Annotated in this window: 18 protein-coding genes and 2 pseudogenes; 10 read left to right on the top strand and 10 right to left on the bottom strand. The window is 69.9% G+C overall.

The window, feature by feature from the left end; all coding sequences use genetic code 11:
* Nucleotides 1-184 precede the first annotated feature (184 nt).
* The 3 genes from ABZ818_RS33205 to ABZ818_RS33215 all read left to right on the top strand — a co-directional run bounded on the left by ABZ818_RS33205 (nucleotide 185) and on the right by ABZ818_RS33215 (nucleotide 1,907).
* Complete coding sequence (locus tag ABZ818_RS33205; RefSeq protein ID WP_361422945.1) at nucleotides 185-820, top strand: TetR family transcriptional regulator; 636 nt, start codon at nucleotides 185-187, stop codon at nucleotides 818-820.
* Nucleotides 813-1,541, top strand: a complete 729-nt coding sequence (locus ABZ818_RS33210; protein WP_361422948.1) for an SDR family oxidoreductase — start codon at nucleotides 813-815, stop codon at nucleotides 1,539-1,541. Before ABZ818_RS33205 ends, ABZ818_RS33210 begins: the two co-directional genes overlap by 8 nt.
* 120 nt (nucleotides 1,542-1,661) lie before the next feature.
* Nucleotides 1,662-1,907: a zinc ribbon domain-containing protein gene (locus tag ABZ818_RS33215; RefSeq protein ID WP_361422951.1), complete on the top strand. Its 246-nt coding sequence runs from the start codon at nucleotides 1,662-1,664 to the stop codon at nucleotides 1,905-1,907.
* 424 nt (nucleotides 1,908-2,331) lie between these two features.
* Here the strand turns inward: ABZ818_RS33215 and ABZ818_RS33220 are convergent, their stop codons facing one another.
* Complete coding sequence (locus ABZ818_RS33220; protein WP_361422954.1) at nucleotides 2,332-3,216, bottom strand: alpha/beta hydrolase; 885 nt, start codon at nucleotides 3,214-3,216, stop codon at nucleotides 2,332-2,334.
* 1,088 nt (nucleotides 3,217-4,304) lie between these two features.
* On the opposite strand from ABZ818_RS33220, the gene ABZ818_RS33225 reads away from it, so the two are divergent.
* The 4 genes from ABZ818_RS33225 (at nucleotide 4,305) to ABZ818_RS33240 (ending at nucleotide 10,793) form a co-directional block, all read left to right on the top strand.
* Nucleotides 4,305-4,712 (top strand): hypothetical protein, encoded by a 408-nt coding sequence (locus tag ABZ818_RS33225; RefSeq protein WP_361422957.1) that lies wholly within the window; start codon nucleotides 4,305-4,307, stop codon nucleotides 4,710-4,712.
* A gap of 314 nt (nucleotides 4,713-5,026) precedes the next feature.
* Complete coding sequence (locus ABZ818_RS33230) at nucleotides 5,027-5,446, top strand: hypothetical protein (protein ID WP_361422960.1); 420 nt, start codon at nucleotides 5,027-5,029, stop codon at nucleotides 5,444-5,446.
* Between the two features lie 56 nt (nucleotides 5,447-5,502).
* A complete protein-coding gene (locus ABZ818_RS33235) occupies nucleotides 5,503-8,976 on the top strand; it encodes a WD40 repeat domain-containing protein (RefSeq protein WP_361422963.1) in 3,474 nt (1,157 codons plus the stop codon).
* A gap of 596 nt (nucleotides 8,977-9,572) precedes the next feature.
* The gene (locus tag ABZ818_RS33240; RefSeq protein ID WP_361422966.1) at nucleotides 9,573-10,793 is read left to right on the top strand and encodes a metallophosphoesterase; all 1,221 of its coding nucleotides are present in this window, start codon (nucleotides 9,573-9,575) and stop codon (nucleotides 10,791-10,793) included.
* 295 nt (nucleotides 10,794-11,088) lie between these two features.
* On the opposite strand, the gene ABZ818_RS33245 is transcribed toward ABZ818_RS33240, so the two are convergent.
* Nucleotides 11,089-11,442 (bottom strand): hypothetical protein, encoded by a 354-nt coding sequence (locus ABZ818_RS33245; RefSeq protein WP_361422969.1) that lies wholly within the window; start codon nucleotides 11,440-11,442, stop codon nucleotides 11,089-11,091.
* A 360-nt stretch (nucleotides 11,443-11,802) separates the two neighbouring features.
* On the opposite strand from ABZ818_RS33245, the gene ABZ818_RS33250 reads away from it, so the two are divergent.
* Nucleotides 11,803-12,474 carry a hypothetical protein gene (locus tag ABZ818_RS33250; RefSeq protein ID WP_361422972.1) on the top strand — a complete coding sequence of 224 codons (672 nt, stop codon included), beginning with the start codon at nucleotides 11,803-11,805 and terminating at the stop codon, nucleotides 12,472-12,474.
* A 592-nt stretch (nucleotides 12,475-13,066) separates the two neighbouring features.
* Nucleotides 13,067-13,939: pseudogene (locus ABZ818_RS33255) on the top strand (DEAD/DEAH box helicase); the annotation flags it as partial.
* 354 nt (nucleotides 13,940-14,293) lie between these two features.
* Here the strand turns inward: ABZ818_RS33255 and ABZ818_RS33260 are convergent.
* Both ABZ818_RS33260 and ABZ818_RS33265 read right to left on the bottom strand, forming a co-directional pair.
* Nucleotides 14,294-15,340, bottom strand: coding sequence for a PP2C family protein-serine/threonine phosphatase (locus ABZ818_RS33260; protein ID WP_361422975.1), 1,047 nt, complete (start codon nucleotides 15,338-15,340; stop codon nucleotides 14,294-14,296).
* 215 nt (nucleotides 15,341-15,555) lie between these two features.
* Nucleotides 15,556-15,900 (bottom strand): annotated as a pseudogene (locus ABZ818_RS33265) (transposase); the annotation flags it as partial.
* 959 nt (nucleotides 15,901-16,859) lie between these two features.
* Here ABZ818_RS33265 and ABZ818_RS33270 point away from each other — a divergent pair.
* Nucleotides 16,860-18,251: an MFS transporter gene (locus ABZ818_RS33270; RefSeq protein WP_361422978.1), complete on the top strand. Its 1,392-nt coding sequence runs from the start codon at nucleotides 16,860-16,862 to the stop codon at nucleotides 18,249-18,251.
* A gap of 56 nt (nucleotides 18,252-18,307) precedes the next feature.
* On the opposite strand, the gene ABZ818_RS33275 is transcribed toward ABZ818_RS33270, so the two are convergent.
* The 6 genes from ABZ818_RS33275 to ABZ818_RS33300 all read right to left on the bottom strand — a co-directional run bounded on the left by ABZ818_RS33275 (nucleotide 18,308) and on the right by ABZ818_RS33300 (nucleotide 24,833).
* Nucleotides 18,308-20,248 (bottom strand): GAF domain-containing protein, encoded by a 1,941-nt coding sequence (locus ABZ818_RS33275; RefSeq protein WP_361422981.1) that lies wholly within the window; start codon nucleotides 20,246-20,248, stop codon nucleotides 18,308-18,310.
* A gap of 79 nt (nucleotides 20,249-20,327) precedes the next feature.
* On the bottom strand, nucleotides 20,328-21,122 hold the full coding sequence (locus ABZ818_RS33280; protein ID WP_361422984.1) for a 3-hydroxybutyrate dehydrogenase: 795 nt from the start codon (nucleotides 21,120-21,122) through the stop codon (nucleotides 20,328-20,330).
* 54 nt (nucleotides 21,123-21,176) lie between these two features.
* Complete coding sequence (locus ABZ818_RS33285) at nucleotides 21,177-21,656, bottom strand: NUDIX domain-containing protein (protein WP_361422987.1); 480 nt, start codon at nucleotides 21,654-21,656, stop codon at nucleotides 21,177-21,179.
* 78 nt (nucleotides 21,657-21,734) lie between these two features.
* Nucleotides 21,735-23,345 (bottom strand): apolipoprotein N-acyltransferase, encoded by a 1,611-nt coding sequence (gene lnt / locus ABZ818_RS33290; protein WP_361422990.1) that lies wholly within the window; start codon nucleotides 23,343-23,345, stop codon nucleotides 21,735-21,737.
* Nucleotides 23,346-23,400: 55 nt separating this feature from the next.
* Nucleotides 23,401-23,943, bottom strand: coding sequence for a hypothetical protein (locus ABZ818_RS33295; RefSeq protein ID WP_361422993.1), 543 nt, complete (start codon nucleotides 23,941-23,943; stop codon nucleotides 23,401-23,403).
* A gap of 104 nt (nucleotides 23,944-24,047) precedes the next feature.
* Complete coding sequence (locus tag ABZ818_RS33300; RefSeq protein ID WP_361422996.1) at nucleotides 24,048-24,833, bottom strand: aspartate/glutamate racemase family protein; 786 nt, start codon at nucleotides 24,831-24,833, stop codon at nucleotides 24,048-24,050.
* Between the last annotated feature and the right edge of the window lie 197 nt (nucleotides 24,834-25,030).

Below are 25,030 nucleotides of genomic sequence, written 5' to 3' on the forward strand. Positions count from 1 at the left end.
CGGACCGGCGTCATTGCCGTCCGCGGAGTCGGGGGGCCGCATCCTGGTCTGCGGCCACCACGAGAACCTAGAATCTGGGTTCTAGGTTCTAGGTTGGGGGTTACAGTGACCGGCGAACACGGTCGGCGTCAAGGGTCGATGTGAGATTTGGTAGAACTGCAGTCCGGAGCAGTGAGGGGGATTGATGGCCGCGAAACGGAAGGCTCACCGGGCTTCCGAGGGGTCCAAGCAGGCGATTCTCGAGGCCGTGCTGTCGCGGGCGGTCGAGGCCGGGTACGAGGGCACCACCATGGCCGATGTCGCACGCGCGTCCGGTCTGCCGATCGGATCGGTCTACTGGCACTTCCAGAACAAGGAGCAACTCTTCGTCGAGTTGCTCGACTACTGCTTCGAGCTCTGGAAGCAGGCCAACGCGTCCGTCGGTGGCATGCGCGAGCTGCTACGACACACCATCGGCCAGTCGGCGGCAGCCTCCGCCAGCCTGGCCGAGCCGGCCGCTGCGTTCTGGAGCATCGGCCTCGTCTTCGCGTTCGAGCGGCGCCTGGAGGACAACCTCGCGCGGCAGCGGTACCTCGCCATCCGCAAGGAGATGTTCCAGTTCGTCACCTCCCAACTGCGGGTCTCGTACCCGGAGGTACCGGAGGGTGTCGCGGCAGAGCTGGCGCACGACATGGCCGTCATGGGGCGCGCGCTCACCGACGGCTTCCGCGTGGCCGCGGCCGCCGGCGACGACACCGACTTCACCCGGTACGCCGAGCTGGCTGCCGACGCGCTCGAGTCCCTGGTCGCCACCCGCCTGAAGGAGTACACGCATGCCTGAGACCCCCTCGCCCGCATCCGAGAAGGTCGCGATCGTCGTCGGTGGCGGATCCGGAATCGGCGCCGCGTGCGTGCGGGAGTTCGCCGCGAACGGCTACCGGGTGGTCGCGATGTCGCCGTCCGGTCGGGCCCGAGCCCTGGCCGAATCGCTCGGTGGCGCTGGGCTGGACGGCTCGAACACCAGCATCAAGGACCTACGGGCGTGCGTCGACCTCGCGATGTCGCAGTACGGCCGGATCGACGCGGTCGTCAACAGCAGCGGTCACGCGGCACGCGGCCCGGTGCTCGAGATCACGGACGAGCAATGGTCCCAGGGCGTCGACCTCTACCTGCTGAACGTCGTGCGCATGGCCCGCCTCGTGACGCCCCACCTGGTCGCCTCCGGCGGCGGCGCGATCGTCAACATCTCCACCGCAGGCGTCTTCGAGCCCGGCCCGATGTTCCCCGTGTCAGTGACGATGCGAGCGGCGCTGGCCTCCTTCACCAAGCTGTACGCCAACGAGTACGGCCCGCAGGGCGTCCGAATGAACAACGTCCTCACCGGGCTGACCAAGGACGACCCCAGCGTGGTCCCGGCCGAGTGGACGAGCGGCATCCCGCTGCGCCGAGCGCAGAGCACCGCGGAGGCCGCTAGGATCGTACGCTTCCTGGCCGGCGATGAGTCGGCCTATATGACCGGACAGAACATCCGCGTTGACGGTGGAGAGACCAAGTCGGTCTGAGGCGCATCGGCAGGCTTTCCGCCACCGTACCTTGTATGCTGCCCGGGCTGGGCGGCGGGAAGGGCCAACTGCACTCATGACGGCGCCCGTCCGGCCCGCGAGAGCCTGGCCCCATGTCAGGTGATCATCGGCTGCGGCTCGTGCGGGCGCCCGATGACCACCCGCTATCACCGCAGCGGACAGGCGGCCTACGAGTGCTCCGGATCGAAGGCCGACCACCAGGGCACAACGACCTGCCGGTCCATCAGGGCGGACGTCGTCGATGACGCGGTGGCCGCACGCCTGCTTGCCCAGTCGCCCTCGCGGCAGCGGACGAGGTCACCACCCGCCACACCCGCTCACACCGGTCGGCCGAGCTGGCGGTAGAACGCGCCCGCTACGAGGCAGACCGCGCCGAGCGGGCGTTCACAGCGGTCGATCCCGGCAGCCGGCCCGGCGCCCAGACGCTGGAGAGCCGGTGGGAGGCCAGGCTCACCGCCCTGGCCCAGGCCGAGGCGGCCTCACGGCGGCGCGTGAGTCCCGCCCGTCGCTGCCCGACCGAGACGGCCTGCTGGCTCTGGCCACCGATCTGCCCCGCCTCTGGCACGCGGCCGATAGCGGACGAAGACAGGAAACGCATGGGCGGCCGGAGCCGGTAGTGATGCCGGCCGCCGCCCTCGGCCGGTTTCAGCAGGGCGGCGAAGCGGCGTAAGACAGATGCACGGGCGCGCCGGATTCGACCTCCTCCGCCACCGCATACTCCTGCCCTGACGGACACCCAACGTCACCACCGACTACGGACCAGACCCCTTCAGGTCGACACTGCCCCATCACCCGCACAGTCGAGACCGAGCAGGTTCAGGGCAGCGGCTCCGACGGTGCTCTCGGAATCGCTCAGGTCGACGGCGACGGAGAAGTGGTCGCGGTCAGGGACGGACGCGTAGCGGGCCCGTCCGCCACAGGCCGCCCAGGTGTCGGCGATCCCGCGGGTCTGCCGAATGAACTCCTCGGACTCCAGGGCGCCGTGACAGGCCACCAGCGGGGCTTTCGGGGCCGCTGGGAGGTGGAACAGGGGGCTGTTCTCCCGGGCAGAGGAGAGGTTGAGGTCAAGCCAGCCGTTGACGCGGGTGCGGAGCAGGGGGGTGAGGTCGTGGAGCCCGCTGATCAGCAGGCCGCCGGTGACAGCGTCGACGGGGATGCCGTACCGGTCGTGCCAGCCGTCGGCGAGGACCATGCCGGCCAGGTGGCCGCCGGCGGAGCTGCCACAGATCACGACGTGGCCTGGATCCCCACCGTACGCGGCGATCTCGCGGTGGGTCCAGGCGACGGCGCGGCGTACCTGGTCCACGATCTGCGGCAGGGTGGCCCCGGGGGCTAGGGCGTAGTCGACCGAGACCACCACCGCTCCGGCCCGGTGGAGCATGGGGGCGACGAAGGCGGACTCCTCCTTGGAGAGGGCACGCCAGTAGCCGCCGTGCACGAAGACGAACACCGGGGCGTCTGCGTGCGGCGGCTGGGGGAACACATCGAGGATCTCCCGGGCGCCTGGGCCGTAGGCGGCTTCCTTGTGGGGCAGGGCCGCGTAGGCCTCGTCGCTGAGGCTGCGGTAGAGCCTGGCGTAGACGTCGTAGTCCGGCACGGATGCGCGCGCGTCGTACTGGGCGTCGAGGTAGGGGTCGAGGTCAGGGGCGGACACCTTGGGGTCTCCCATCGGCAGGGGCTCGTACGAGGGCCGTGGTTCCGTCGGGCCGTGCGGGCAGACGCGGGCGGCGGACTGTAGTGGTTGGTCTGCGGGGGCGGATCGGCGAAGTGGTTGTGTCGGCGGGCGGACAGCGAGATGTGCCCGCGGGGGCGGTCCGTGGGGCGCCCGGCGCCGGCCGAGGGCGGCGCACGGGAGGGCGGATCCGCCTGACGCCTTCAGGGCATGCCCTGGCCTGTTGCGATGCTGGTTACGGTTCCCGCCGAATCTGCATTCTAGAAGTAATATTCTAGATGGTCAGGTCCCCCGATGTCGAGTGGCCTCAGGCGCATTCGGTCCCAGCTCGAAGCCCCAGGTCACAGTCACGGCCTAGAGTGATGTGCCCCGGGTCTGGTGGAGTCATCTTGCTGGACAGATGATGCTCCAGACACTCAAGGAGGCTCCTGTGCACCGTAGTTACCCAGCTGAGTTCCGACGCAAGGTCCTCGATCTCGTCGAAGCCGGCCAGCCAATCCGGCAGAGTTCCTACGCTTCCATCCGCCGCTGACAGCAAGGCACCTCGTAAGTGAAAGTCTCCCACAGGCCCGCGGAGCTGTTCGCCGTGTTCGATGACCCCGACCTGATCGCGCATGCCGGGCTTATCCCCACGACCCCCTGCACGGCGCGGTCGCGGTTTTGATTGACCCCGCCTGCCGCACGTCGCACCGCTCCATGCGGCCCCGCGCGCGCGAAGGAATGACCGGCAGCCGAGCACGGCCCTGCCGTCCCCATCAAGGGCTGGAGAGCAGCGACCCCCACAACTGCATGTCCGACGAGCAGTTCCATCCCACCCGCCGTCACCGTCCCGCCGACGGCGAGACGGTCACCGCTGCTCAGAAGCACCGACAACCAACAGAAATACCTCGCTTGACACACTCCGCCCCTTCAGGAATGACTATTCCGCTCTGGAGCACCAGTACACCCTTCAGCGCGGCGTGAATGGGCGGTGAAGACCCGATTCCGTAAGCCTGCCGAGAGCATGGCGAGGCGTACGCTAACTAACCAACGATCAGGTACAGCGACATGAGGTCTGCCGGGGGCGATTGATGCTGACGTGGATCGAGGCGGTGGCATTCGGTGCGGGCGGTGGGCTGATCGCCGAAGCAGTCGTTACCTACGGACGTTTGCACGCCTGGCAACAGGCGCGACATACGGCCCGGGCGACAGAGGTCCCGCTCCCACCGCTGGGCAAGTTCGTCGATCCCTTCGCTGACTCGCTCGCGGCCATCATGCGCGTGGCGCTTGGGGGCGCGGCCGGATGGTTGCTCCACACCGAGGTCACCGGCATCTACGCGGCGGTGACCGTGGGAGCCTCCGCACCGACGCTGCTGGCCCAGATCGGTCGGGCGACGACGCCGGCCGAGGCTCTCCGCGGGCCTCGCGAAGCAGTTCTGGAGCCGCTGCCGTCAGTGGTCAGTGAGGGGCCATCTCCTACCTGTGAGGAGGCGTCGTGACGGACGGTTCGCTCGCCTGGCGTTCTTGGCGCTCGTTTACCGGCCGCGCGGTTCCTCATCATCCTCACGCTGGGGTACGCGCACGTGAGGGGTACTCGCTGTGGAAGCGGTTCTGGGCGTCGTTCATCGGCGCCGACTTGCCCTCAGGAGACCTCGACGCTGAGCCTGTTCTCGCGAAGAAGCCAGCCGAAAGTCGGCACCCGCTTTCCGAGGCTGGGCGCAGTCAGCCCCCGGGCAGGCCGCTTGCCCCGGGCTGGTTTCCGCTCCCGCCGCTTCCGCGGAGCGGGGGCCTTGCCGCCGCGGGAGGTGACACTGTGCTGCTGGAGGCGTCGTCCCCGGACGGCGTCGCACGCTTCCTCGTTCGTAGCCGCGGGGACTCTGTTGCCGAGCACAGCTTGGAAGTCGTCGTGCATGGCGTGGAGGCGGCCGTGCCAGTGATGACGGCCGTCAGGTACACGAACCTGGCCGGTCCGGAGCGGGTGCTGCTCGTTCCCATCGTGAGGGGGTCGTTTGGCCCTGCCGCCTCGTACGTTCAGCTTCCGGGCTTCTCCGGTGAGGACTGGACGGCCTCCGTGCCGGTTCCGGTGGGTCCAGACAGTGAGTGGGATGCCGCGACGGTCGCGCTGTCGGTCAGCGCCTCACTCAACGAGGCGACCCGACACGCCTGGCGCGAGGTGCGGGCACTGATTTCGAACGCGGGTCTGCGTCGCGTCATCGACCGGGCGCTGCGGTGACCGGGGCAGCGGATCCGGGGCAGCAAGGTACTCGGGACGGAGTCCCCGCGACAGCTGTGGCGGCCCGCCCAACGGGCTGGCGCTTGCCGGGACATCGTGCCGGCCGCACGGCTCGGATCGCGGTCGAGAAGGTACTGGAGCGCGCATCCGGTCCGCAGACTGCGGCCCGGGAGCTGCTGGGCGAGTCAGCGCTGTGGTGGAGCTGCTGCAGCGAGGCGGTCCGGGACGATCCGGCCTGGCTGGCGGGGCGCGACTGCGAGAACCTGCACACCTGGCTCAAAGCAACCGCATCGGATCAGGAACACGCAGCTGCGGTACGAGCCGATCACCCTCTTCTGTTGGCCAGGGCGCTCCTCGCATCCCCAGGTGGTGCCGAGGAACACGACGGCGCATTGCTGCGGCTGCTCGGGGCGTGGGCGGGCGGCGGGCTGCTGGGCCTCGATGCCGCTCCTGGGCCCACGCAGCCCTCTGGAAAGGGACTCTCCAACCTCTCGCCGCGGCTTGCCGGCGGTATCGACGCGCTCCTGCAGCGGAGCCAGCAGCTGCGCCTAACCGCGGCTGCGGGCGGGCCGTCGTCGGCTGCCGAGGCCCTTCTGGTGATTGCCGCGCTGATGATGGCTGGCATCGCGCCGCGCCGACGTCCCGTCGCCCGCGTACCCGTGGTCTTCGGCCGCCTTTCCGAGCCAAGCGGAGATGCCCCTGCAGCTGAGGGTGCCACCGGCATCCTGGAACTGCGGGAGTTCCCCGCAGGACCTGCGGGCCTGTATCCAGACCCGCGGACGATGGACGGAGTACGCAGCCCGAACGGCCAGTTCGCCGCAGCGCTGGGCGCCGCCTGGCGCGTGGCCGGTCCGCAGCAAAATGGTCGCTGCGTGGTGTGGCGGATCGTCCTGTCCGACGAAGCCGCGGCGCCGGACCGGATAGAGGGACCGTCGCTTGGCGTGGCCTTCGCGCTCGGACTGCGGGCCTTGCTGTGGCGTCGGCCTGGGGCGAGTTGGCTCCGCGATGTCTTCTACGGGCTGCGCTCGCGCACCGCGGTGACCGGCGCCCTCGACACGGACGGTCACTTGATCAGGGTCGCGGGCATGGACGCCAAGCTTCTTGCCGTGCGCCGTAAGGGCTTTCGTCTGGTGGCGCCCGAGGCAAACCGGCTCGAGGTTTCCGCGGCAGCTCCCCCTCCCGGTGAGGTGCGGTTCGCTGCCACTCTGCGTGAGGCAGACCGATACGCCCGGCAGTTCCGCACCGGCCGCATCGCCGTTGCAGCGCTTGCCCTCGCCGCCGTGGCGGCTGGGGTGTTCGCCGTCCACCAGAACGGCCTTGCACAGGCCGGGCAGCAGACCGCGCTGGTCAACCAGATCGCAGCCCAAGCGGATCAGTTACGCGCCACCGACCCTTCGCTCGCGGCCAGAATCGACACCGAGGCATACCGTCTGAAGCCCACCGGCGACCGCTACACGCGCCTGCTCGAAGACGCGAACCGGCCGCTGTCCACCACACTGGGCGAGTTCTCCGGCAGCGTCAGCAAGGCGGCCTTCAGCCCCGACGGCCGGACCCTGGCCGCCATCGGCTACGACGACAACGACCACCAAAAGGGCATGTTGCGGATCTGGGACATGACGAATCCAGCGCATCCATCCCTACTCGGTCAGCCTCTCCGGATTCCTGGCGCCTCCTCCCTGGTGTTCAGCCCCGACGGAGGCACACTCGCCATCGCCGGCGGCGTAATGGCCCACGACGGGGTACGGCTGTGGGACGTGAAGGACCCGGCCCATCCCCGCGCGCTCGGCCCGGCCCTCCCCCACACCTCCGCCATCAACCCGATGGCATTCAGCCCCGACGGGCACATCCTGGCCACCGGCGCCCGCAGCTACACAGACCAACAGCTGTGGGACGTGTCGGACCCCGCCCATCCGACTCGGCTGGGCCGGCCCATGCACCACAAATCGGCAGTCAACGTCGTCGCGTTCAGCCCGAACAGCCAATCCCTCGTCACCTCCTCGGTGGAAGACGGGGCGCGCATGTGGAACGTCGCGAACCCCGCCCGCCCCATTTCGCTCGGCAAGATCTGGACGGCCATCGGCGTTGCCGTATTCACTCCGGATGGCCGCACCCTCGCCATCGGCGACAACACCGTGCAGCTATTGAATGTGACCGACCCGAACCACGTAGTGAGACGGGGCGGCCCCCTGACGAGCTCCCTCGGTAACTTCTATGCGATGGCGTTGAGCCCGGACGGCCACACCCTCGCCACCCCCGGCGAAGACCAGACGTTCCGGCTGTGGAACATCGCCGACCCCGCCCGTCCGACGTCCCTCGGCCCACCCCTGGGCAGCCAGACCTCAGGGATTCACTCCGTTTCGTTCGCCCGCGACAGGCGCACGATCGCCACCACCGGCAGTGACGACCACACCGTGCGGCTGTGGCACCTGCCCACCGCCCTGCTGACCGATCACACCGCAGGCGTCACCTCGACCGAGTCCGCCCCCAACGGCCGCGTCCTCGCCACTGCCTCGACCGACGACACCGTGCGACTGTGGAACACCGCGGATCCTGCTCACCCCACCCCCCTCAGCCTGATCAAAGACTTCAGCAATACCGTCATATCCCTGGCGTTCAGCCCCGACAGCCGCACCCTCGCCACCATCGCCAACGGCGAAAGGCGCGTGATCCTCTGGAACCTCACCGAACCAACGAAGCCTGCCGTCCTCACCCAGCTCAACTTCCCCTTAGGCGCCGGGAGCGGCGTCGAATCAGTGGCGTTCAGCCCCGACGGCCGCACCCTTGCGACCTCCACCAGCACTGTGGTTGCCGGCGGCGACCACAGCGTGAGGCTCTGGGACATCTCCGACCCCGTACATCCCCAACTGCGCGGCCAACCGATCGCCGCTGCCGCCAGCCCTGGCACCTTCAAGTTCAACACATTCGCATTCAGCTCCGACGGGCACACCCTCGTCCTCGCCGGCCGATACACCTCCGACAAGGTCCAGTTGTGGAATGTGACCGATCCCGAGCATCCGACCCGCTCCGGGCCCTCGTTCCCCGGCGGGGCCAATTTGATGGCGCTCAGCCCGGACGGGCACACCCTCGCCACGGTCGCCCAGACTTTCACCAGCGGAGCCCCCGGCGACGGCGAAGTCAAACTGTGGAACATCACCGACCACAACCACCCCACCCCCCTCGGCCCCCCACTCAGCGGCTACAACAGCCGCGTCACCGACATAGCCTTCAGCCCGGACGGACACACCCTCGCCACCAGCGGAAAGGGTCTGCGCCTGTGGAACGTCAGCGACCCGGCCCACCCTGCCACTATCGGCCAGCCCTTCGCCGTCAACGCATTGGAACTCGACTCACTGGCATTTACCCCGGACAGCAAGACCCTCGCCTTCGGCGGAGCGGACGGCACGGTACGACTGTGGCCACTGGGAACAGACCAGACCATCCGACAGATCTGCGCGAACACCGATGCCCCCAGCCGCCCGCAGTGGCAAAAGTACCTATCTGCGCTGCCCTACCACCCCACTTGCGCCTGAGGTCTTGTAGATCACCAACACGTTGCCTTGATCAGGAAGTTGGGGCCGCCGCGCAGGACTTGGACCCGAGCCTGGAGCGTCGAGCCGCAGAGAACCACGCACAGGAAGCCGGTCACGGTCAGGTCGTTGCGCTCCCAGCGGGAGCGGCTGACCCGGATGTCCTCGGCATGGAGTTCAGCGAAGCGGTGCAGTAGTCCGGAGTTCGCGAACTCGCGGGCGTCCGCCCGGGGGCAAGGATCCGGGAACGGCGTGTGTGGCAGCGCCTTCCCAAGTCGTCGAGCGTCGCGCTCCCCGGCACTCGAAGCGGCGCAGCCGACGCCGCATCGCTGTGGAACCGCTTCGCAACTCTTTAGTGGTTATGCAAGATCGCTTCATGAGGGCCTGTACCGGTCTGTCAGCCGGCACGGGCCATGCCATGGCACGACGCTCAGACCTATCCGGTGGGGCGCACGAAGAGTTAGACGACGTGACACGGGCGGGTAACGATGGACGCCTTCGCCGCGTGGGTCACCCACCATGAACACCCCGTCCGACCGATCCGAAGCGGCCGGATACAGTACGCGCGACGGCAGCCCGGCTGCCCAAGGAGGGGAAGCGTGACCGATACCAGCGAGACGCGATCCGCCAACAGTGCAGCGCACGAGGCTCAGCAGAGCCGACTGCGCCGCCTGATGCGCCACCTCCCCCTGATCGCGCCCGTGCTGCTGTGGACCGTGCCCTGCTGGCTGCTGCTGTACGCCGGTCAGCACTGGCCGCCCGCCGTCACGTGGGTCGGCACCGCCCTGTTCGCCCTCGGCCTCATCTGTATGCCGCTCGCGATGGTGCGCGGCCACGGCCGGCGCCAGCAGGACCGGGCGGCGATCATCGGTGACACCCTGCTGGGCACCAGCTGGGTCCTGTTCACCTGGTCCATTCTGCTCGGCGTCCCATTGCGGCTCGCCCTGACCGTGCCCGGCGTCGGCGAGAGTCAGGACCGGGCCCGAATCGTCACTTGGACCGTACTCGGCATAACCGCCGTACTACTCGCCTGGGGGTACGCCGAAGCCCGCCGCGTGCCACGCGTGCGCCGACTCGACGTGCAACTCCCACGGCTGGGTGCCGGGTTGGACGGCATCCGCGTCGCCCTCATCACCGACACCCACTACGGCCCACTCGATCGCACTCGCTGGTCAGCGCGGGTATGCGAGACGGTGAACACCCTGGAAGCCGACCTGGTCTGCCACACCGGCGACATCGCGGACGGCACGGCCGAACGCCGCCGCGCCCAGGCCGCCCCACTCAGTACCGTGCAGGCCACCCGTGCCCGTGTATACGTCACCGGCAACCACGAGTACTACAGCGAGGCCCAGGGCTGGGTCGACCTGATGGACGAGCTGGGCTGGGAGCCGCTCCGCAACCGCCATCTGCTGCTCGAACGCGGAGGCGACACCCTCGTGGTCGCCGGCGTGGATGACGTCACCGCCGAGTCCTCCGGCCTGGCAGGCCACCGAGCCCACCTCGCCGGAGCCCTGAACGGCGCCGACCCCGACCTACCCGTCCTGCTCTTGGCACACCAGCCCAAGTTCGTCGACCGGGCGGCAGCCGACGGCATCGACCTCCAACTCTCCGGCCACACCCACGGCGGCCAGATCTGGCCCTTCCACCACCTGGTCCGCATCGACCAGCCCGCCCTCGCCGGCCTCAGCCACCACGGCACCCGCACCCTCCTCTACACCAGCCGCGGCACCGGCTTCTGGGGCCCGCCGTTCCGCGTCTTCGCCCCCAGCGAAATCACCCTGCTCGTGCTCCGCTCCCCGCACCTGCCCACCTCGCCGTAGCACGGGGCGGGCCAACACATCCGCTTGGAGCTGTCCACGAGCCGAGGGGTGCGGCGTCGACAGATGACCAGGCCCGTCTCGCTGAGCACAAGATCCGGACCATTCCCGGACCGACGGCTCCAACGAGCCGTACGTGGCCACGCTTTACGCAGGTCAGCGACGTGTGACGCCTGTACCACCAGCAGACGAAGAATCTGCTGGGACGGACGTGCACCGCATCCAGCGCAGTGCCTCGCTCAGCACACAGAAACCGAGCAGCAGGGCTGGGCTTGGTCACGCAACGGCTCAGGACCGCTCAGCCCCGGCCGGAGGGGTCTCCGATCTGTTGGCCGTGCCGGTGCATCGGGTGGGCGATGCGGCCGTGCCGGTCGATGCGCACGAACAGGGGACCGACCGGCTGGCGGCCGTGCTCGATCAGGCACCGGCGCCAGGCGCGGACGGGGCAGGTGGCCGGGCTGGAGCCGAAGGGCACGCCGAGCGGGCCCTCATGGTTGGCCTTCGGCCGCCAGACCTCGACGGCCAGGCCCTCCTCGACCTCGAGGTCGGTCCAGTCCAGCAGCCGCAGTTCGGAACGGCGGGCGGCGAGGGCGAAGCCCAGCAGCAGGACGGCGAGGTCCCGGCGACCGTGCCGCGTTCGTCGGACAGCCACCGTTCACGTGGCCTCCTTGGAACCTACGACAGACCACATGTCAAGCAGCGACTCGCCGACACTTCCCGGCGACCCACCGCCACGGCGGGTGAGTAGACGTCAGAAGATCACCCGCAAGGGCTAATTGTCATTCAATCTCCAAACTTAGGGTAAGTTTTGATGGTCACTCAGCTCTCCTTCGGAGCGGCGTACAGGACCTCTACATACCCGATCAGCCCCACAAAGCCGGAGATCCCGACCTGCTCGATATGACAGCAATAGGGGGCGTTAGTACGTTCAATCACGCACCGGCTGCCACAGCGGGCGCTCCTCTCTCCGTCTCAGAAGGAACAAGTCTCCGTCTCAGAAGGAACAAGCGACATGATCATGAACCGTTCCCACGCGACCGCCGCGGCCCTCGCGGCCGCTGCGGCACTGACCGCGACCGGCATCACCTACGCCACCGCCGCCACCGCACCCCAGACGGCCCCGGCTGTCGTCAAACAGGCCCCCGCTCCCGCCTACGCCCCGATGGGCGGCGAGGGCGGACAGGGCAAGGGCAACGAGGGCGGCGGCCGCGGCGGCGAGGGTGGCGAGCGCGGCGAGCAGGGCGAGCGCGGCGAGCACGGCAAGCGCCGCCACCACGAGATCGGCCGAATCTTCATCAACGAGCGGTCGTTCTCCGCCCACCCCGACGGCTGCATCACCGTAGTGAGCGGTCTGGGCTCCAAGAGCTTCAACATCCGCAACGACAGCAAGAGGACCGTCGAGTTCTTCCGCGGCGTCACCTGCGACAACGGCGCCCCCGTCGCCACCGTCGGCCCCCACAGCGAGGCCAACAACGTCCGCACGAAGTTCAAGGACGAGGACGAGGACGAGAAGGGCGAGCACGAGAAGGGCGAGCACGAGAAGGGCGAGCACCACAAGAAGCACCACGAGGAGATGGAGGACGGCGTAAAGGTCAAGAACGGAGTCGTCGGCAGCTTCCGCGTCATCAAGCGCCACCACGAGAAGGGCGAGGGCGGCGAATTCGGCGGATTCGACGAAGACTAAAACCAGCAACCGCGTGATGCGCATGCTGGAGAACCCCGGCCCGCCGTAATCGGGCCGACGCCCTCCGGCCAGGCGCACAACACAGAATCCCCGGCCCGCCGCAATCGGGCCGGGATTCTCGTCTGGACCCCGGCCCAAGGACATCCCTTCTCGGAACATCCACACCAGACCATTGCCCGACAGATCACGCGCCTGCTACGCCATCCTTACCCCAGCAACGACCGCCAGTCCACCTTCCACGACATGACCGAACACATCCCCCCTCGTTCCCCCGCCAGTCGACCAACTGGTGCCAGGGTGAGGGTGTCGGGATGCTCGGGACCGGACGACAAAGCGGTGCGGCTGTGGGCGACGCCCGTCCAACACCTTGGTGACGGTCTTCCCGGAGGAGCGAACGAGCGCGACCGCAGCCCGTTTGAACTCCTCCGTGTACCGCCTGCTGCGGTTGCTCTTGCTTCCCACCTGGCACTACTTCCTCTGGAACCGCACGTCCCAGTCTCCAGGTGTCCACGATCAAGGGGAAGGTTCAGACCGAGGGCACCCGGCGGTTCGTCATGCGGCCCGGACGGCTCCCTGGGCGCGGGCCAACTGCGTCCTCGACCAGGTGCACCCCGACGGTCAGCGGATGCTCTTCTCGGCCACTCTCGATCGCGACGTCGATGAACTGGTCCGCCGCTACCTCCACGACCCCGTCGTCCACTCGGTCGACCCGTCCGCGGGCAAGATTACGACGATGGAGCACCACGTTCTGGTCGTCCACGGCCCTGACCGCTACGCCGTCACCACGGAGATCGCCGCCCGCGACGGCCGCGTACTGCTGTTCTTCGACACCAAGCACGCCGTCGACCAGCTCACCCGGCATCTGCGGGCCAGCGGGGTGCACGCCGGGGCCTTGCACAGCGGCAAGTCCCAGCCACAGCGCACACGGACCCTGGCGCAATTCAAGAACGGCCAGATCACCGTTCCGGTGGCGACCAATGTCGCGGCCCGTGGCCTGCACGTCGACGACCTCGATCTCGTGGTCAACGTCGACCCGCCCACCGACCCCAAGGACCATGTGCACCGGGCGGGCCGCACCGCCCGCGCCGGTGAGTCCGGCAGTGTGGTCACGCTCGTGCCGGCGGGCCAGCGCCGCGAGACGAGCCGAATGATGGCCGGGGCCGGCATCGAGGCAACCGTCACCAAGGTGCGCTCAGGCGAGGCGGAGCTGAGCCGGATCAACGGCGCCAAGGCGCCCTCCGGCACCGAACCCAGGCTTCGACGGCGCGATGGATGCCTGGGGGCATGCCGTCGAGTTTTCGCTCCAGCCACCGGTCGACGGCGGGGGCCCGGTCGTCGGCGAACAGGCCGAGACGGTCGAGGACTTCGGCTATCCGCACGACGGGAAGCCCACGGATTCGTAGGGCCGGGAAGAGCTCGGAGTATCGGATCGACTCACCTTCGCGATAGCCGGACAGCACGATGACCAGGGCTCGGTTCACATCGCTGGTGATCCAGCGGCTCCAGCCGCGGGCCTCTCCCAGAGCCCGAGCGGCCTGCTGGGCCCGGAGCAGCCAGGGGGTTGGCCAGGTCAGCGTGGAGTTCCCGGTCGAACCGGCGGAAGTCCCGAACAAGAACGCGGCTGTTCACCTTGAACGAGAGGCCCGCATGGAGGCTGGCGATTTCGCCTGTATCGATGCCAGCGTTTCCGCTGGCATAGAGCTCGTAACAAGATCTTGGTCGTATCCATACTGGGCCGCTCTGGTGAGCCAGGGCTGTGACCGCAAAGGTTCGCCGTTGCCGAGCGACCGAACTTGGGCGTGCTCTGCCTGAGGTGGGTTCACGGGCGGGCCGGGCCGTTGGTGCTCCGGGTGATGGCCAGGATCGCCATGTCGTCGTCGCGTGGACCGCCGGTCCAGTGCTCGACATCGCGTACCAGGGTCTCGATCACCTGGTCCGGCTGCCGGAACGGGCCCCGGCCGCTGAGCCGGCTGGCCGGTTCGTAGAAGGCTCCGGAACGGTCCCGGGCCTCAGTGATACCGTCGGTCACCAGCAGAAGCGTGCTGCCAGGCGGAAATGGCCAGGTCTCGGGCTCCGCCTGCGGCACACCCAGGCCGCTCATGCCCAGCGGCAGACCTGGTTTGCCGGGATCCAGGGTGGATACGGCGGTGTCCTGGAGGAGGTAAGGGGAGGGGTGGCCGCAGTTCAACAGCCGTACCTGGTCCGCATCCGGTGAGATCTCACCGAGCAGCGCCGTGACGAACCCCTCCATCCGGACCTCCTCCTCGCGCAGCGCGCCCTCCTTGACCAATGCGCGCTCCAGCTGCCCGGCCAGCACTGCAAGGTCGGGCTCCTGGTCTGCCATGGCCCGGAACGTGCCGAGCAGGACGGACACCACGCCGACCGCGCCCATGCCTTTGCCCCGCACGTCCGCGATCAGCAGCCTGGTGCCGTACGGCGTGTCCTGCACCGCATAGGCGTCACCACCGATCAACGCCTCGATCTGCGCGGCCTTGTAGACCGCGGCGACGGCCAAGGGGCCAACACGTGCCGGCGGCGGGGGCAGTACAGCCCGCTGGGCGGCCTCCGCAACGGAACGCACCGTCTCCAGACGGCGCCCATGACGAGCGACCACCCGGTTCACCCCGATCGCGATGAGCGCGGTGAACGCCAGGTTGGCCAGTTCGATGGTCGATGCGGCGACATTGCCGAGGTAACCACCCGCGAACAACAGCGCCGCCTCGACCAGGACGATGGCCGCTCCGGCCGCGATCGTGTGCCGTAGCGAGAGCAGTGCTCCTGCCACCGTGACAGCGGCGACCAGCAGGTAATCACCCCAGTACGCACGCGGAGTCAGGAGGTTCCAGAAGGCCCCGCCAACGATCATGGCGGCCGGCATGAACGAGACGTACCGGGGCCACCTTGTGGAGGAAGGACCCATCCGCATCCCCGATCCCGAATCCGGCCAGCCTATGCCCGAATAGAGATCATATGTGCCCTACTCAGAGCACGGCGCACGCATCGCCCAACCCGCACGTGATCAGCCCTTTGCCCGAGGCAGGCGGTGCCCGACCTCTCTCGACCCTCAGAGTCGTAACAGGATCACGGGCGGGCTATCCTCAGGCGCCTCCAGCAGATGAGGCCGCAGGCGAGGGAGACGAAGGCGTCGTGCAGGTCGAGGCGTCGCTCCCAGCGGATGGCCAGGCGTTTGAAGTGGTGCAAGAGCGAGAAGGTCTGCTCAACGACGTAGCGGAGCTTGCCCAGCCCCTTGATGTTCGGGGCGCCCTTGCGGGAGATCACCGGCAGGATCCGACGTTTACGCAGTTCGCGGCGGTTGGGGTTGCTGTCGTATCCCTTGTCGCCGAGCAGGGCGTCGGGGCGCTGGCGCGGTCGGCCCGGCTTGCCGGCGACGGGCGGGATGCCGTCGACCAGGGCCAGGGTCTGCGTCGTCGTTGACGTTGGCCGCGGCGGTGATGACCCGGAGCGGCGTTCCCTTCCCGTCGCAGATCAGGTGGTGTTTACTGCCCGTCTTCCCGGCTCGTCACCGAGCAGACCCTGGACCGCATCCGTGCGAAGTTCGGCCCCAACGCGGTCGCCCCCACCGCCACCGCGCCCATCCGCCGCGCCTCATAACCCGGCCCGGCACGAGTGGTCCAATACGCCGGGGCGCGCCCACGCCCACGACGGTGTTGTGGATGTTGCGCCGAGTCGGGCGGCCGAACCGCAGATGTTTCTACAGGGCCTTGGCCAGTACCCCGCGGGTCTGCATGAACAGGGACTTGTAGATCGTCTCGTGGCTGATCCGCATCCCGAGCCGGGCGTGTAGGCCTTGGCCAGGTGGCCGGCGATCTGCTCCGGTGCCCGTCCTCTGCCAGACACCCAGGCCGCGCCCACGTCCGCATCAGGAGCAACTTGAGTCATCGACACAGGTCAGAGACACACAAGCGCCGTACCACCAGCAGACCAAGAACTGCTGGGACGGACGTGCACGGCATCCAGCGCAGCGCCTCGCCCAACACACAGAGAATGAAGAGCAAGGCTGGGCTTGGTCAACCTGGTCACCCTCAGGACCGCTCAGCCCCCAGATGTCCGAGTTCAACGGAGCGTAGTCAGCACCAAGTCAGCACGGGAGGGTGAACACGGGTGATGACGTGGTCTTTTAGCCAGCGCCAAACCAGCACCGGGGCCAGCACGGCATCGTCAAATCACCCCTAATCACGCTTCCCGGACGGTCCTCGTTCGGCTCTCTTCGAGCCCCTGAACCACCGCTCCACGGGCTGGCATGGTGGCCGCACGCATAGCCACCCGCCAGACTATGTTGGCTCGCCACATGTCCGCCTGACCTGCATGTTCCTACCGTGTGCCGACACGTACCCGTCCCCATCGCACACGAGGAAGTGGCGCACATGGCCTCCCCGACCACCTCTCCCCCACCCCCGGCGAACCTCCGCCGCATCGTCGCCGCCAGTCTCATCGGCACCACCATCGAGTGGTACGACTTCTTCCTGTACGGCTCGGCTGCCGCGCTCGTGTTCAACAAGCTGTTCTTCCCGGACTCGGATCCGCTGGTGGGGACGCTGCTGTCGTTCCTGACGTATGCGGTCGGGTTCGCCGCGCGGCCGCTGGGCGCGCTGGTGTTCGGGCACTACGGTGACCGGCTGGGGCGCAAGAAGCTGCTGGTGCTGAGCCTGCTCATGATGGGCGGGGCCACCTTCGCGATCGGATTGCTGCCCACCCATGCGACGGTGGGCAGCGCGGCTCCGGTGCTGCTCACCGTGCTGCGTCTGGTCCAGGGCTTCGCGCTGGGCGGTGAGTGGGGCGGGGCCGTGCTGCTGGTGTCCGAGCACGGGGACGCGCGACGGCGCGGGTTCTGGGCCTCCTGGCCGCAGACCGGGGCGCCCGCGGGGCAGTTGCTCGCCACCGGTGTGCTCTCGCTGCTGACCGCCGTGCTCTCCGACAGCGCCTTCGTCAGCTGGGGCTGGCGCATTCCGTTCCTGCTCTCCGGTGTACTCGTCGTCGTCGGTTTGTGGATTCGTCTCTCCGTCGACGAATCGCCCCTGTTCCAGCAGGCGTTGGCGCAGGCGGAGACCCGTAAGGCGGCGCGGGCGGCCGAGGACCGGACCGAGAGGCTGCCGCTGGTGTCCGTACTGCGGCATCACTGGCGTGATGTGCTGGTCGCGATGGGGGCGCGGATGGCGGAGAACATCAGTTACTACGTCATCACCGCGTTCATCCTCGTCTACGCCACCACCTCCGTCGGCGTCTCCAAGCAGACCGCGCTCAACGCCGTGCTGATCGCGTCCGCGGTGCACTTCGCGGTGATCCCGGCCTGGGGTGCCCTGTCGGACCGGATCGGGCGCCGCCCTGTGTACCTGCTGGGTGCCGCCGGGGTCGGCCTGTGGATGTTCCCGTTCTTCTGGCTCACCGACACCGGCGGCTTCGGCTACCTCATCCTCGCGGTGACCGTGGGCCTGGTACTGCACGGGGCCATGTACGCCCCGCAGGCGGCCTTCTTCGCCGAGATGTTCGCGACCCGCATGCGCTACTCCGGCGCCTCCATCGGCGCCCAGTTCGCCTCCGTCGCCGCGGGCGCGCCCGCCCCGCTGATCGCCACCGCCCTGCTGTCCGCCTACGGCAGCTCCACCCCGATCGCCCTGTACGTGATCGCGGCGGCCGTGCTGACGCTGATCGCGGTGGGAGTGGCCAAGGAGACCCGGCACCGCGACCTCGCCGACGTCGACGCGTCCGCGGGCGCCAAGTCCACGGCCGCCCGCGCCGCCGGCGCGCGTACCCTCTGATCCCCTCCCGCTCCCCCGATCCGGCCGGCCCCCGTACGCCCGCTCGCGTACGGGGGTCAGCTCTGCGCCGGTGCCGACAAGCGGTGCAGGCGCAGGGCTAGTTGGATCTCCAGGGCGCGGGCCGGAGTCTGCCAGTCCTGGCCGAGCAGCCGGCCGACGCGCTCCAGTCGCTGGGCGACGGTGTTCACATGGACGTGCAGTGCGTCCTTGGTCCGGGCCGGGCTCATGCCGCAGGCGAAGTACGCCTCCAGGGTGCGTATGAGCTCCGTGCCGCGCCGCTCGTCGTAGGCGGCGACCGCGCCGACGGTGCGGTCGACGAAGCCGGCGATGTCCCGGTCACCGGCCAGCAGCAGGCCGAGGAAGCCGAAGTCCTGGGCGGCGGCGCCGTCGCCGGTGCGGCCGAGCAGCCGCAGGGCGTCGAGGCAGCGCCGCGCCTCCTCGTAGGCGGCGGCGACGGTCTCGGGGTGGGCGGCCAGGTTCTCGACGGGGGCGGAGGCGCCCACGGTGACCGCCTCGTGCACCCCGGTGCCGAGGTGACGGGCGGTTCTGCGGGCCAGTTGAGTGGCGCTGTCCCCGCGGCGCAGCGGCAGCAGCAGCACCGTACCGCCGTCGCGGGCGGCGGCCAGTCCGTGCCGGGTGGCGGCCAGGTGAAAGGCCGCCGACCACAGGCGGTGGCGGGCGGCGGCCTCCTGCTCGGCGTCGGCGGACCGGGCGTCGAGGCGGGCGGCGAGCACGACATGCGTGGCGTCGAGGTCGGCGTGCAGCCGGGCGGCGCGCTCGCGCAACAGGCGGGGATCGCGGTCGCGGGCGTCCAGGAGGTCGTCCAGGAGCTCGCCGCGGACGCGCTGTTCGGCCTCGGCGGCGGACCGTCTGGCGAGCAGCAGCAGCGAGGTGACCATCGCGGCTCGCTCCAGCGTGCGCTGGTCGACGGGGTCCAGGCCAGGGTGGCCGCGCAGCACGAGCGCGCCGAGCAGTTCACCGCCCGCGGTGACGGCGGCGATCCAGTCCGAGCCGTACGGCACCGCGTGTCCCTCGGCCCGGGAGGCCTCCAGGGCGTCGGCGGGTACGGTGGCAGCCTCGGTGAACTCGACGTCTCCATCGAGCACTTGGGAGACAGCGGCGGCGACGTCGTGCACTCCGCCGCCGCGCAGGACGAGTTCGGCGAGCCGGTCGTGGACGTCCGAGGCGCGCTCGATGACGCCGCTGCGGTCGCGGATGATCTCGTTGGCCCGCTCCAGGCCGGCGAGCGCCGAGCGGGTCTCGGTGAGCAGGTTGGCGCTGTCGATGGCCGCCGCGGCGAGGGCGGCGAAGGAGCCGAGCAGGGCGATCTGCTCCCGTTCGAAGACGCGGGCCCGCCGGTCGGCCGCGAACAGTACGCCGATCACCTGTGGTCCGAGCATGAGCGGCACACCGAGGATCGCGACCAGGCCCTCGTCCCGCACACCCGCGTCGATGGTTCCGGTGTGCTGGAAGCGGGCGTCCTCGAAGTAGTCGTCGGTGACATAGGGGCGGGCCGTCTGCGCGACCAGGCCTCCCAGCCCCTCCCCCATGCCCAGGCGCAGTTGCTGGAAGCCGGCGGCCACCGAGCCCTCGGTGACGCGCATGTAGGTGTCCCCGCGGGCGGGGTCGTTGAGGGTGAGGTAGGCGACGTCCGTGCCGAGCAGCGAGCGGGCGCGCTGCACGATGGCCTGGAGCACCGCGTCCAGGTCGCGCAGCCCGGCCAGGTCGTGGGCGGTCTCGAACAGTGCCGACAGCTCCGCCTCACGGCGCCGCCGGCCCTCCAGTTCCGCGCGAACGCGCAGGGCGAGCAGTCTGGCTCGTTCGAGCGCGTCGATCCACTCGGCCGGCCGGCCCTCGGCGCGGGCGAGCAGCACCGGCTGTTCGTAGGCGGCGGTGGGCGCGCCCCGGGCCAGCAGCTCGAGAAAGGGGGCCTCGGCGCTGCCGGCCGGAGTCCTGGCGGCGGGGCGCCGGGCGGACTGTACGTGATCGCTGGACATGCCCACAGGATCACCCATCGCCCGGTCCTCTCGTGGAGCCTGTGGAAAACCCGGATGCGAAGAGGAACCGGGCGGTCGGTCAGTGCGCGGTCCAGCCGCCGTCCAGGACCAGCGAGGCGCCGGTGACGAAGGACGCCTGCGGGCCGCACAGGTACGCCACGGCCTCGGCGACCTCCTCCGGTTCCAGCAGCCGTTTGACCGCGCTGTCCTTGAGCAGCACCTCGGACAGCACGCGCTCCTCGGAGATGCCGTGCGCCCGCGCCTGGTCGGCGAGCTGCGCCTCGACCAGCGGTGTGCGCACATAGCCGGGGTTGACGCAGTTGGAGGTGACGCCGTGCGGGGCGCCTTCGAGGGCGGTGGTCTTGGACAGCCCCTCCAGGCCGTGCTTGGCCGCCACGTAGGCCGACTTGTAGGCGGAGGCGCGCAGACCGTGCACGGAGGAGACGTTGACGATCCGGCCCCACCGCCGGTCGTACATGTGCGGCAGGGCGCCGCGGATGAGCCGGAAGGGCGCCTCCAGCATCACGGTGAGCACGGTGTGGAAGACCTCGGGCGGGAACTCCTCGATGGGGCGCACCAGTTGCAGCCCCGCGTTGTTGACGAGCACATCGGTCCCGGCAGCCGCCCGCTCGGCGGCGTCCAGGTCGGTGAGGTCGAGCACCAGCGGTTCGAGGGAGCCGGCCAGCGCGCCCGCCCGCTCGGCGAGCGCGTCCAGGCCCGGCGCGTCCCGGTCGACGGCTCTGACCCTCGCCCCGGCGGCGGCCAGCCGCAGCGCGCAGGCACGGCCGATGCCGCCGGCGGCGCCGGTGACGAGCGCTGTGCGGCCGCCGAGGTCGAGCGAGAGGGTGTGCGGAGAGGGGAGGGGCGAGGTCATGGGGTGACCCTAGGCAGGCCGCCCGCGGCACCACATATGGGCACGGCCCATACTTCAGCTCAATTCCGTGGGGTTGAACCACGTGGGTGCATCGAACATGGCCTGCTTGATCCGGAACAGGCCGAACTCGTTCAGTTCGGGCAGCGCGTCCACCTCGAACCAGCCCACCTCCAGCGACTCGTCGTCATTGACCCGTGCCTCGCCACCCACCGCACGGCAACGGAAGGTGATGTCCATGAACTGGCAGATGTCGCCGTTGCCATAGGTGACGGGTTCCAGCGCCTGGACCAGGACCACCCGCTCGGCGACGCAGTGCACCGCGGTCTCCTCGTGAACCTCCCGCACGGCGCAGGCGGCCGGCTGCTCGCCCGGCTCCGGGATGCCACCGATCACCGACCACATGCCGGTGTCGGAGCGGCGGCCCAGCAGCACTCTGCCGTCGTCGTCGAAGACGATGGCGGTGACCCCGGGCAGCCACAGCAACTGGTTGCCGGCCGAGGCCCTGATCGTACGGATGAAGTCGGGAGTTGCCATGGAGCCGACCCTAACGGCCGGGTGCCCCGGACCATGGCGCGGTCCGGGGCATCCGGGGGGCGTACCTCCGGCGTACGGTTACACTTTCCGGGCGCGCCGCCCGCGCAGTCCGGCGCCGACGGCCCAGCCCAGGCCGCCGGCCGCGACCAGTACCAGGGCGAGCTCCGGCAGGGTGCCCAGCCGGGTGGCGGGCGTCTCGGAGGAGCGCAGCGGCACCTTCTGGACCAGGTAGCCGGGCACGAACATGCCGGTCTTCTGCGTGATCCGCCCGTCGGGCATGATGATCGCGCTGACGCCACTGGTCACCGGGACGGCGACGGTACGGCTGTGCTCGACCGCGCGGATCCGGGACATGGCGAGCTGCTGGTAGGTCATCTCGCTGCGATCGAAGGTCGCGTTGTTGCTCGGCACGGAGATCATCTGCGCACCGGATATGACCGTGTCGCGCACGGCCCAGTCGAAGGCCGCCTCGTAGCAGGTCGCCAGGCCCACCTTCGTGCCGTCGATGGTGAACACGCCCGGCTTGCCGCCCCGGCTGAAGTCCTGCCGGACCATCGACGTCCAGTCCTTGTTGATCGCCCCGAGCAGCGGGCGCAACGGAAGGTACTCGCCGAACGGCTGGATCTGCCGTTTGTCGTACGTCTGGGTGGGCCCCTTGGCCGGGTCCCACAGGATCTGCTCGTTGAACAGTTCGCCGTCCCGCTCCACGACACCGCCGACGGAGACCGGCACCCCGACCGCCCTGGCGGCCATGCCGATGACGGCACGCGCGTCGGGGTTGACGAAGGGGTCGATGTCGGAGGAGTTCTCCGGCCAGAGCACGAAGTCCGGCATGGCGGCCTTGCCCGCCTTCACCGCCTGGGCCAGCCGTTCCGTCTCGCGCGCGTGGTAGTCGAGGACCGCACGCCGCTGGGCGTTGAACCCCAGGCCCGCCCGGGGCACGTTGCCCTGGACGAGGGCGACGGTCGCGGTGCCGTCCTCGGCCTTGTCGCTCACCAGGGGCCCGGCGGCCACCGCGCCCGCCACCGGGACGGCGACGCTCAGCAGGGCCGCCGCCGCGGCCGGACGCCGTACCGCTTCTCCGCGCCGCCCCCGCACCGCCAGGCGCACGGCCTCGCACAGGCCGAAGCCGCACAGGGCGACCGCGAAGCCCAGCACCGGGGTGCCGCCCACCGCGGCCAGCGGCAGGAACACGCCGTCGGCCTGCCCGAAGGCAATCTTGCCCCAGGGGAAGCCGTGGAACGGCACGCGTGCGCGTACCGCCTCGCCAGCGATCCACACGGCCGCCGCCCACAGCGGCCACACGGGCAGCCGGGACACCGCCGCGACACCCGCGCCCACCAGCGCGACGAAGACCGCCTCCACGGCGACGAGCGCCAGCCACGGACCGGGGCCGACCTCCACGCCGGTCCACACCAGCAGCGGCAGCAGGAATCCGAGGCCGAAGAGGTAGCCGAGACCAAGGGCCGCCTTCCAGGTGCGTCCGCGCAGCACCCCGCCGAAGACCGCGAAGGCGGGCAGCGCCAGCCACCACAGGGGGCGCGGAGGGAAGCTGAAGTAGAGGAGGACGCCCGACAAGGCTGCTGCGGCGGCGGGAACGAGCCGGAGGAGCCTCGCCCTCCAGGGCGCGGGCGCGGCCTGCGGACGCAGCCGGTCCGACTCGTCGACGGAAGTTGCGGTGACGGTCACTCCGGGAGTGTACGGCCGGCCCTCTTCGAGGGACCGGCCAGGCCGCTCGGGCAGGTCAGGCCCGGCCACGGGCCGACGGGTGGAGCCGGTCCCTGATCACGTGCACCGCCGCCTCGGCGTTGTCGATGGTGATCGTGAACGTATGACCGTCCCACAGGCGCAGCACGACGCCCTCGCCGCGGCGTACGACGACCGCGGTGCCCTTCTCGGGCCGCCACCGGTAGCCCCAGCCGCCCCACTGGCGCGGGGTGACGTGGGGGGCGAACTCGGCGCCCGCGACATGGGCGAGCGGGATGCGGCGGCGCGGCAGGCCGATGTGCCCGCAGCGCACCTCCAGGCACTCGTGGTCGACCCGCACGGCGACGTGCACGAAGGCGAGGGTGCCGAAGAGGACCAGCAGCCCGGCCGCGATGCAGCCCACGACGGACATCACCAGCGGGGCGATGCCGGAGGTCCAGGCGGAGTCGACGGCCAGCTCGATGCCCAGTGCCATGCAGGCGGCGCCGGCCGGCGCCAGCAGCCACTGCATCCGGTTGGTGGCCCGTCCGGTCCACACCTCCGGATGGGAACTGTTCTCGGGATGGGGGTGGTCCCTCATACCCATGAGGTTACTCAGGTTTCGCAGCGCGGGTAGCGCGTCGCACAGGGTGACGGGACCGTGCGGCCGCACCCGGACGGGACGCGTCGGGTGGCCGGCCCGGGTCAGCGGGCGGGGGTGACCTGCTGGAGGCGGCGGCCTTCCGCGTAGGCCAGGGCCGGGGCGGGCAGGACGCCCTCCCGTCCGTTCAGCAGTACGGTCACGCCGCCCTCGGCCGCGGTCTCCGGTTCGGACCGGGCGCCGATCCGGCGCAGCGCCTGGGCGGCGACGGCGCCCGCCGAGCCGTGCAGGGCCGGCGGCGGGCCGTCCGGGTGCCGGACCGCGGCCCGGATGCGGTCGGCGACCAGTTCGTAGTGGGTGCAGCCCAGGACGACGGTCGTCACGTCCGCGGGGGTGAGCGCGGCGGCCGCGGCGACGGCCTCGTCGATCGCCGTCTGGTCCGCGTGCTCCACGGCCTCGGCGAGACCCCAGCAGGGCACCTCGGCGACCGGCACGCCGTCGGCGAAGTCGCGGATGAGGTTCCGCTGGTAGGGGCTGCCGGTGGTGGCGGGCGTCGCCCAGATGGCGACGGGTCCGCCGCCGGCCGCGGCCGGTTTGATCGCCGGCACCGTGCCGATGACCGGCAGGTCCGGTTCGAGGGCGGCCCGCAGGGCGGTGAGCGCGTGCACGGTCGCGGTGTTGCAGCCGACGATCAGGGCGTCCGGGCGGTACGCGGCGGCGGCCTCGGCGACGGCGAGGGCGCGCGCGGTGAGGTCCTCCGGCGTGCGCGGACCCCACGGCATGCCCGCGGGGTCCAGGGAGAGCACGAGATCTGCGTCGGGGCGCAGCCGCCGTACCGCGGCGGTGGCCGCCAGCAGCCCGATCCCGGAGTCCATGAGCGCGATCTTCACCCGGCCACGATAGTCGATCCCCTCGAACAGGCCGCCCGTGGGGCAGACTGCGCGGTTGACATCCTCCCCTCCCTGAAGGGAGAGGGATTCCTGGCTCAGGCTGCTCTACCTTCTTGTTCGGGTTGATCGAGCCATTCGTAGGGTTGGGTCGCCCAGAGGTGCTGGGTGTGGCTATCAGGCTGCTGCCGTTCCATGGC

Origin of the sequence: Streptomyces sp. NPDC047453, assembly GCF_040643155.1 — a bacterium.
In the GTDB taxonomy this organism is placed as follows: domain Bacteria; phylum Actinomycetota; class Actinomycetes; order Streptomycetales; family Streptomycetaceae; genus Streptomyces.

Bases quoted from the DNA above. Each gene is read 5' to 3' on its own strand.
- ABZ818_RS33280 (WP_361422984.1), bottom strand. From the start codon at position 21,122: ATGACCTCGCCCCTCCCCTCTCCGCACACCCTCTCGCTCGACCTCGGC.
- ABZ818_RS33295 (WP_361422993.1), bottom strand. From the start codon at position 23,943: ATGAGGGACCACCCCCATCCCGAGAACAGTTCCCATCCGGAGGTGTGG.
- ABZ818_RS33225 (WP_361422957.1), top strand. From the start codon at position 4,305: ATGCTGACGTGGATCGAGGCGGTGGCATTCGGTGCGGGCGGTGGGCTG.
- ABZ818_RS33205 (WP_361422945.1), top strand. From the start codon at position 185: ATGGCCGCGAAACGGAAGGCTCACCGGGCTTCCGAGGGGTCCAAGCAG.
- ABZ818_RS33260 (WP_361422975.1), bottom strand. From the start codon at position 15,340: ATGATCGTTGGCGGGGCCTTCTGGAACCTCCTGACTCCGCGTGCGTAC.
- ABZ818_RS33210 (WP_361422948.1), top strand. From the start codon at position 813: ATGCCTGAGACCCCCTCGCCCGCATCCGAGAAGGTCGCGATCGTCGTC.
- ABZ818_RS33285 (WP_361422987.1), bottom strand. From the start codon at position 21,656: ATGGCAACTCCCGACTTCATCCGTACGATCAGGGCCTCGGCCGGCAAC.
- ABZ818_RS33270 (WP_361422978.1), top strand. From the start codon at position 16,860: ATGGCCTCCCCGACCACCTCTCCCCCACCCCCGGCGAACCTCCGCCGC.
- ABZ818_RS33250 (WP_361422972.1), top strand. From the start codon at position 11,803: ATGATCATGAACCGTTCCCACGCGACCGCCGCGGCCCTCGCGGCCGCT.
- ABZ818_RS33275 (WP_361422981.1), bottom strand. From the start codon at position 20,248: ATGTCCAGCGATCACGTACAGTCCGCCCGGCGCCCCGCCGCCAGGACT.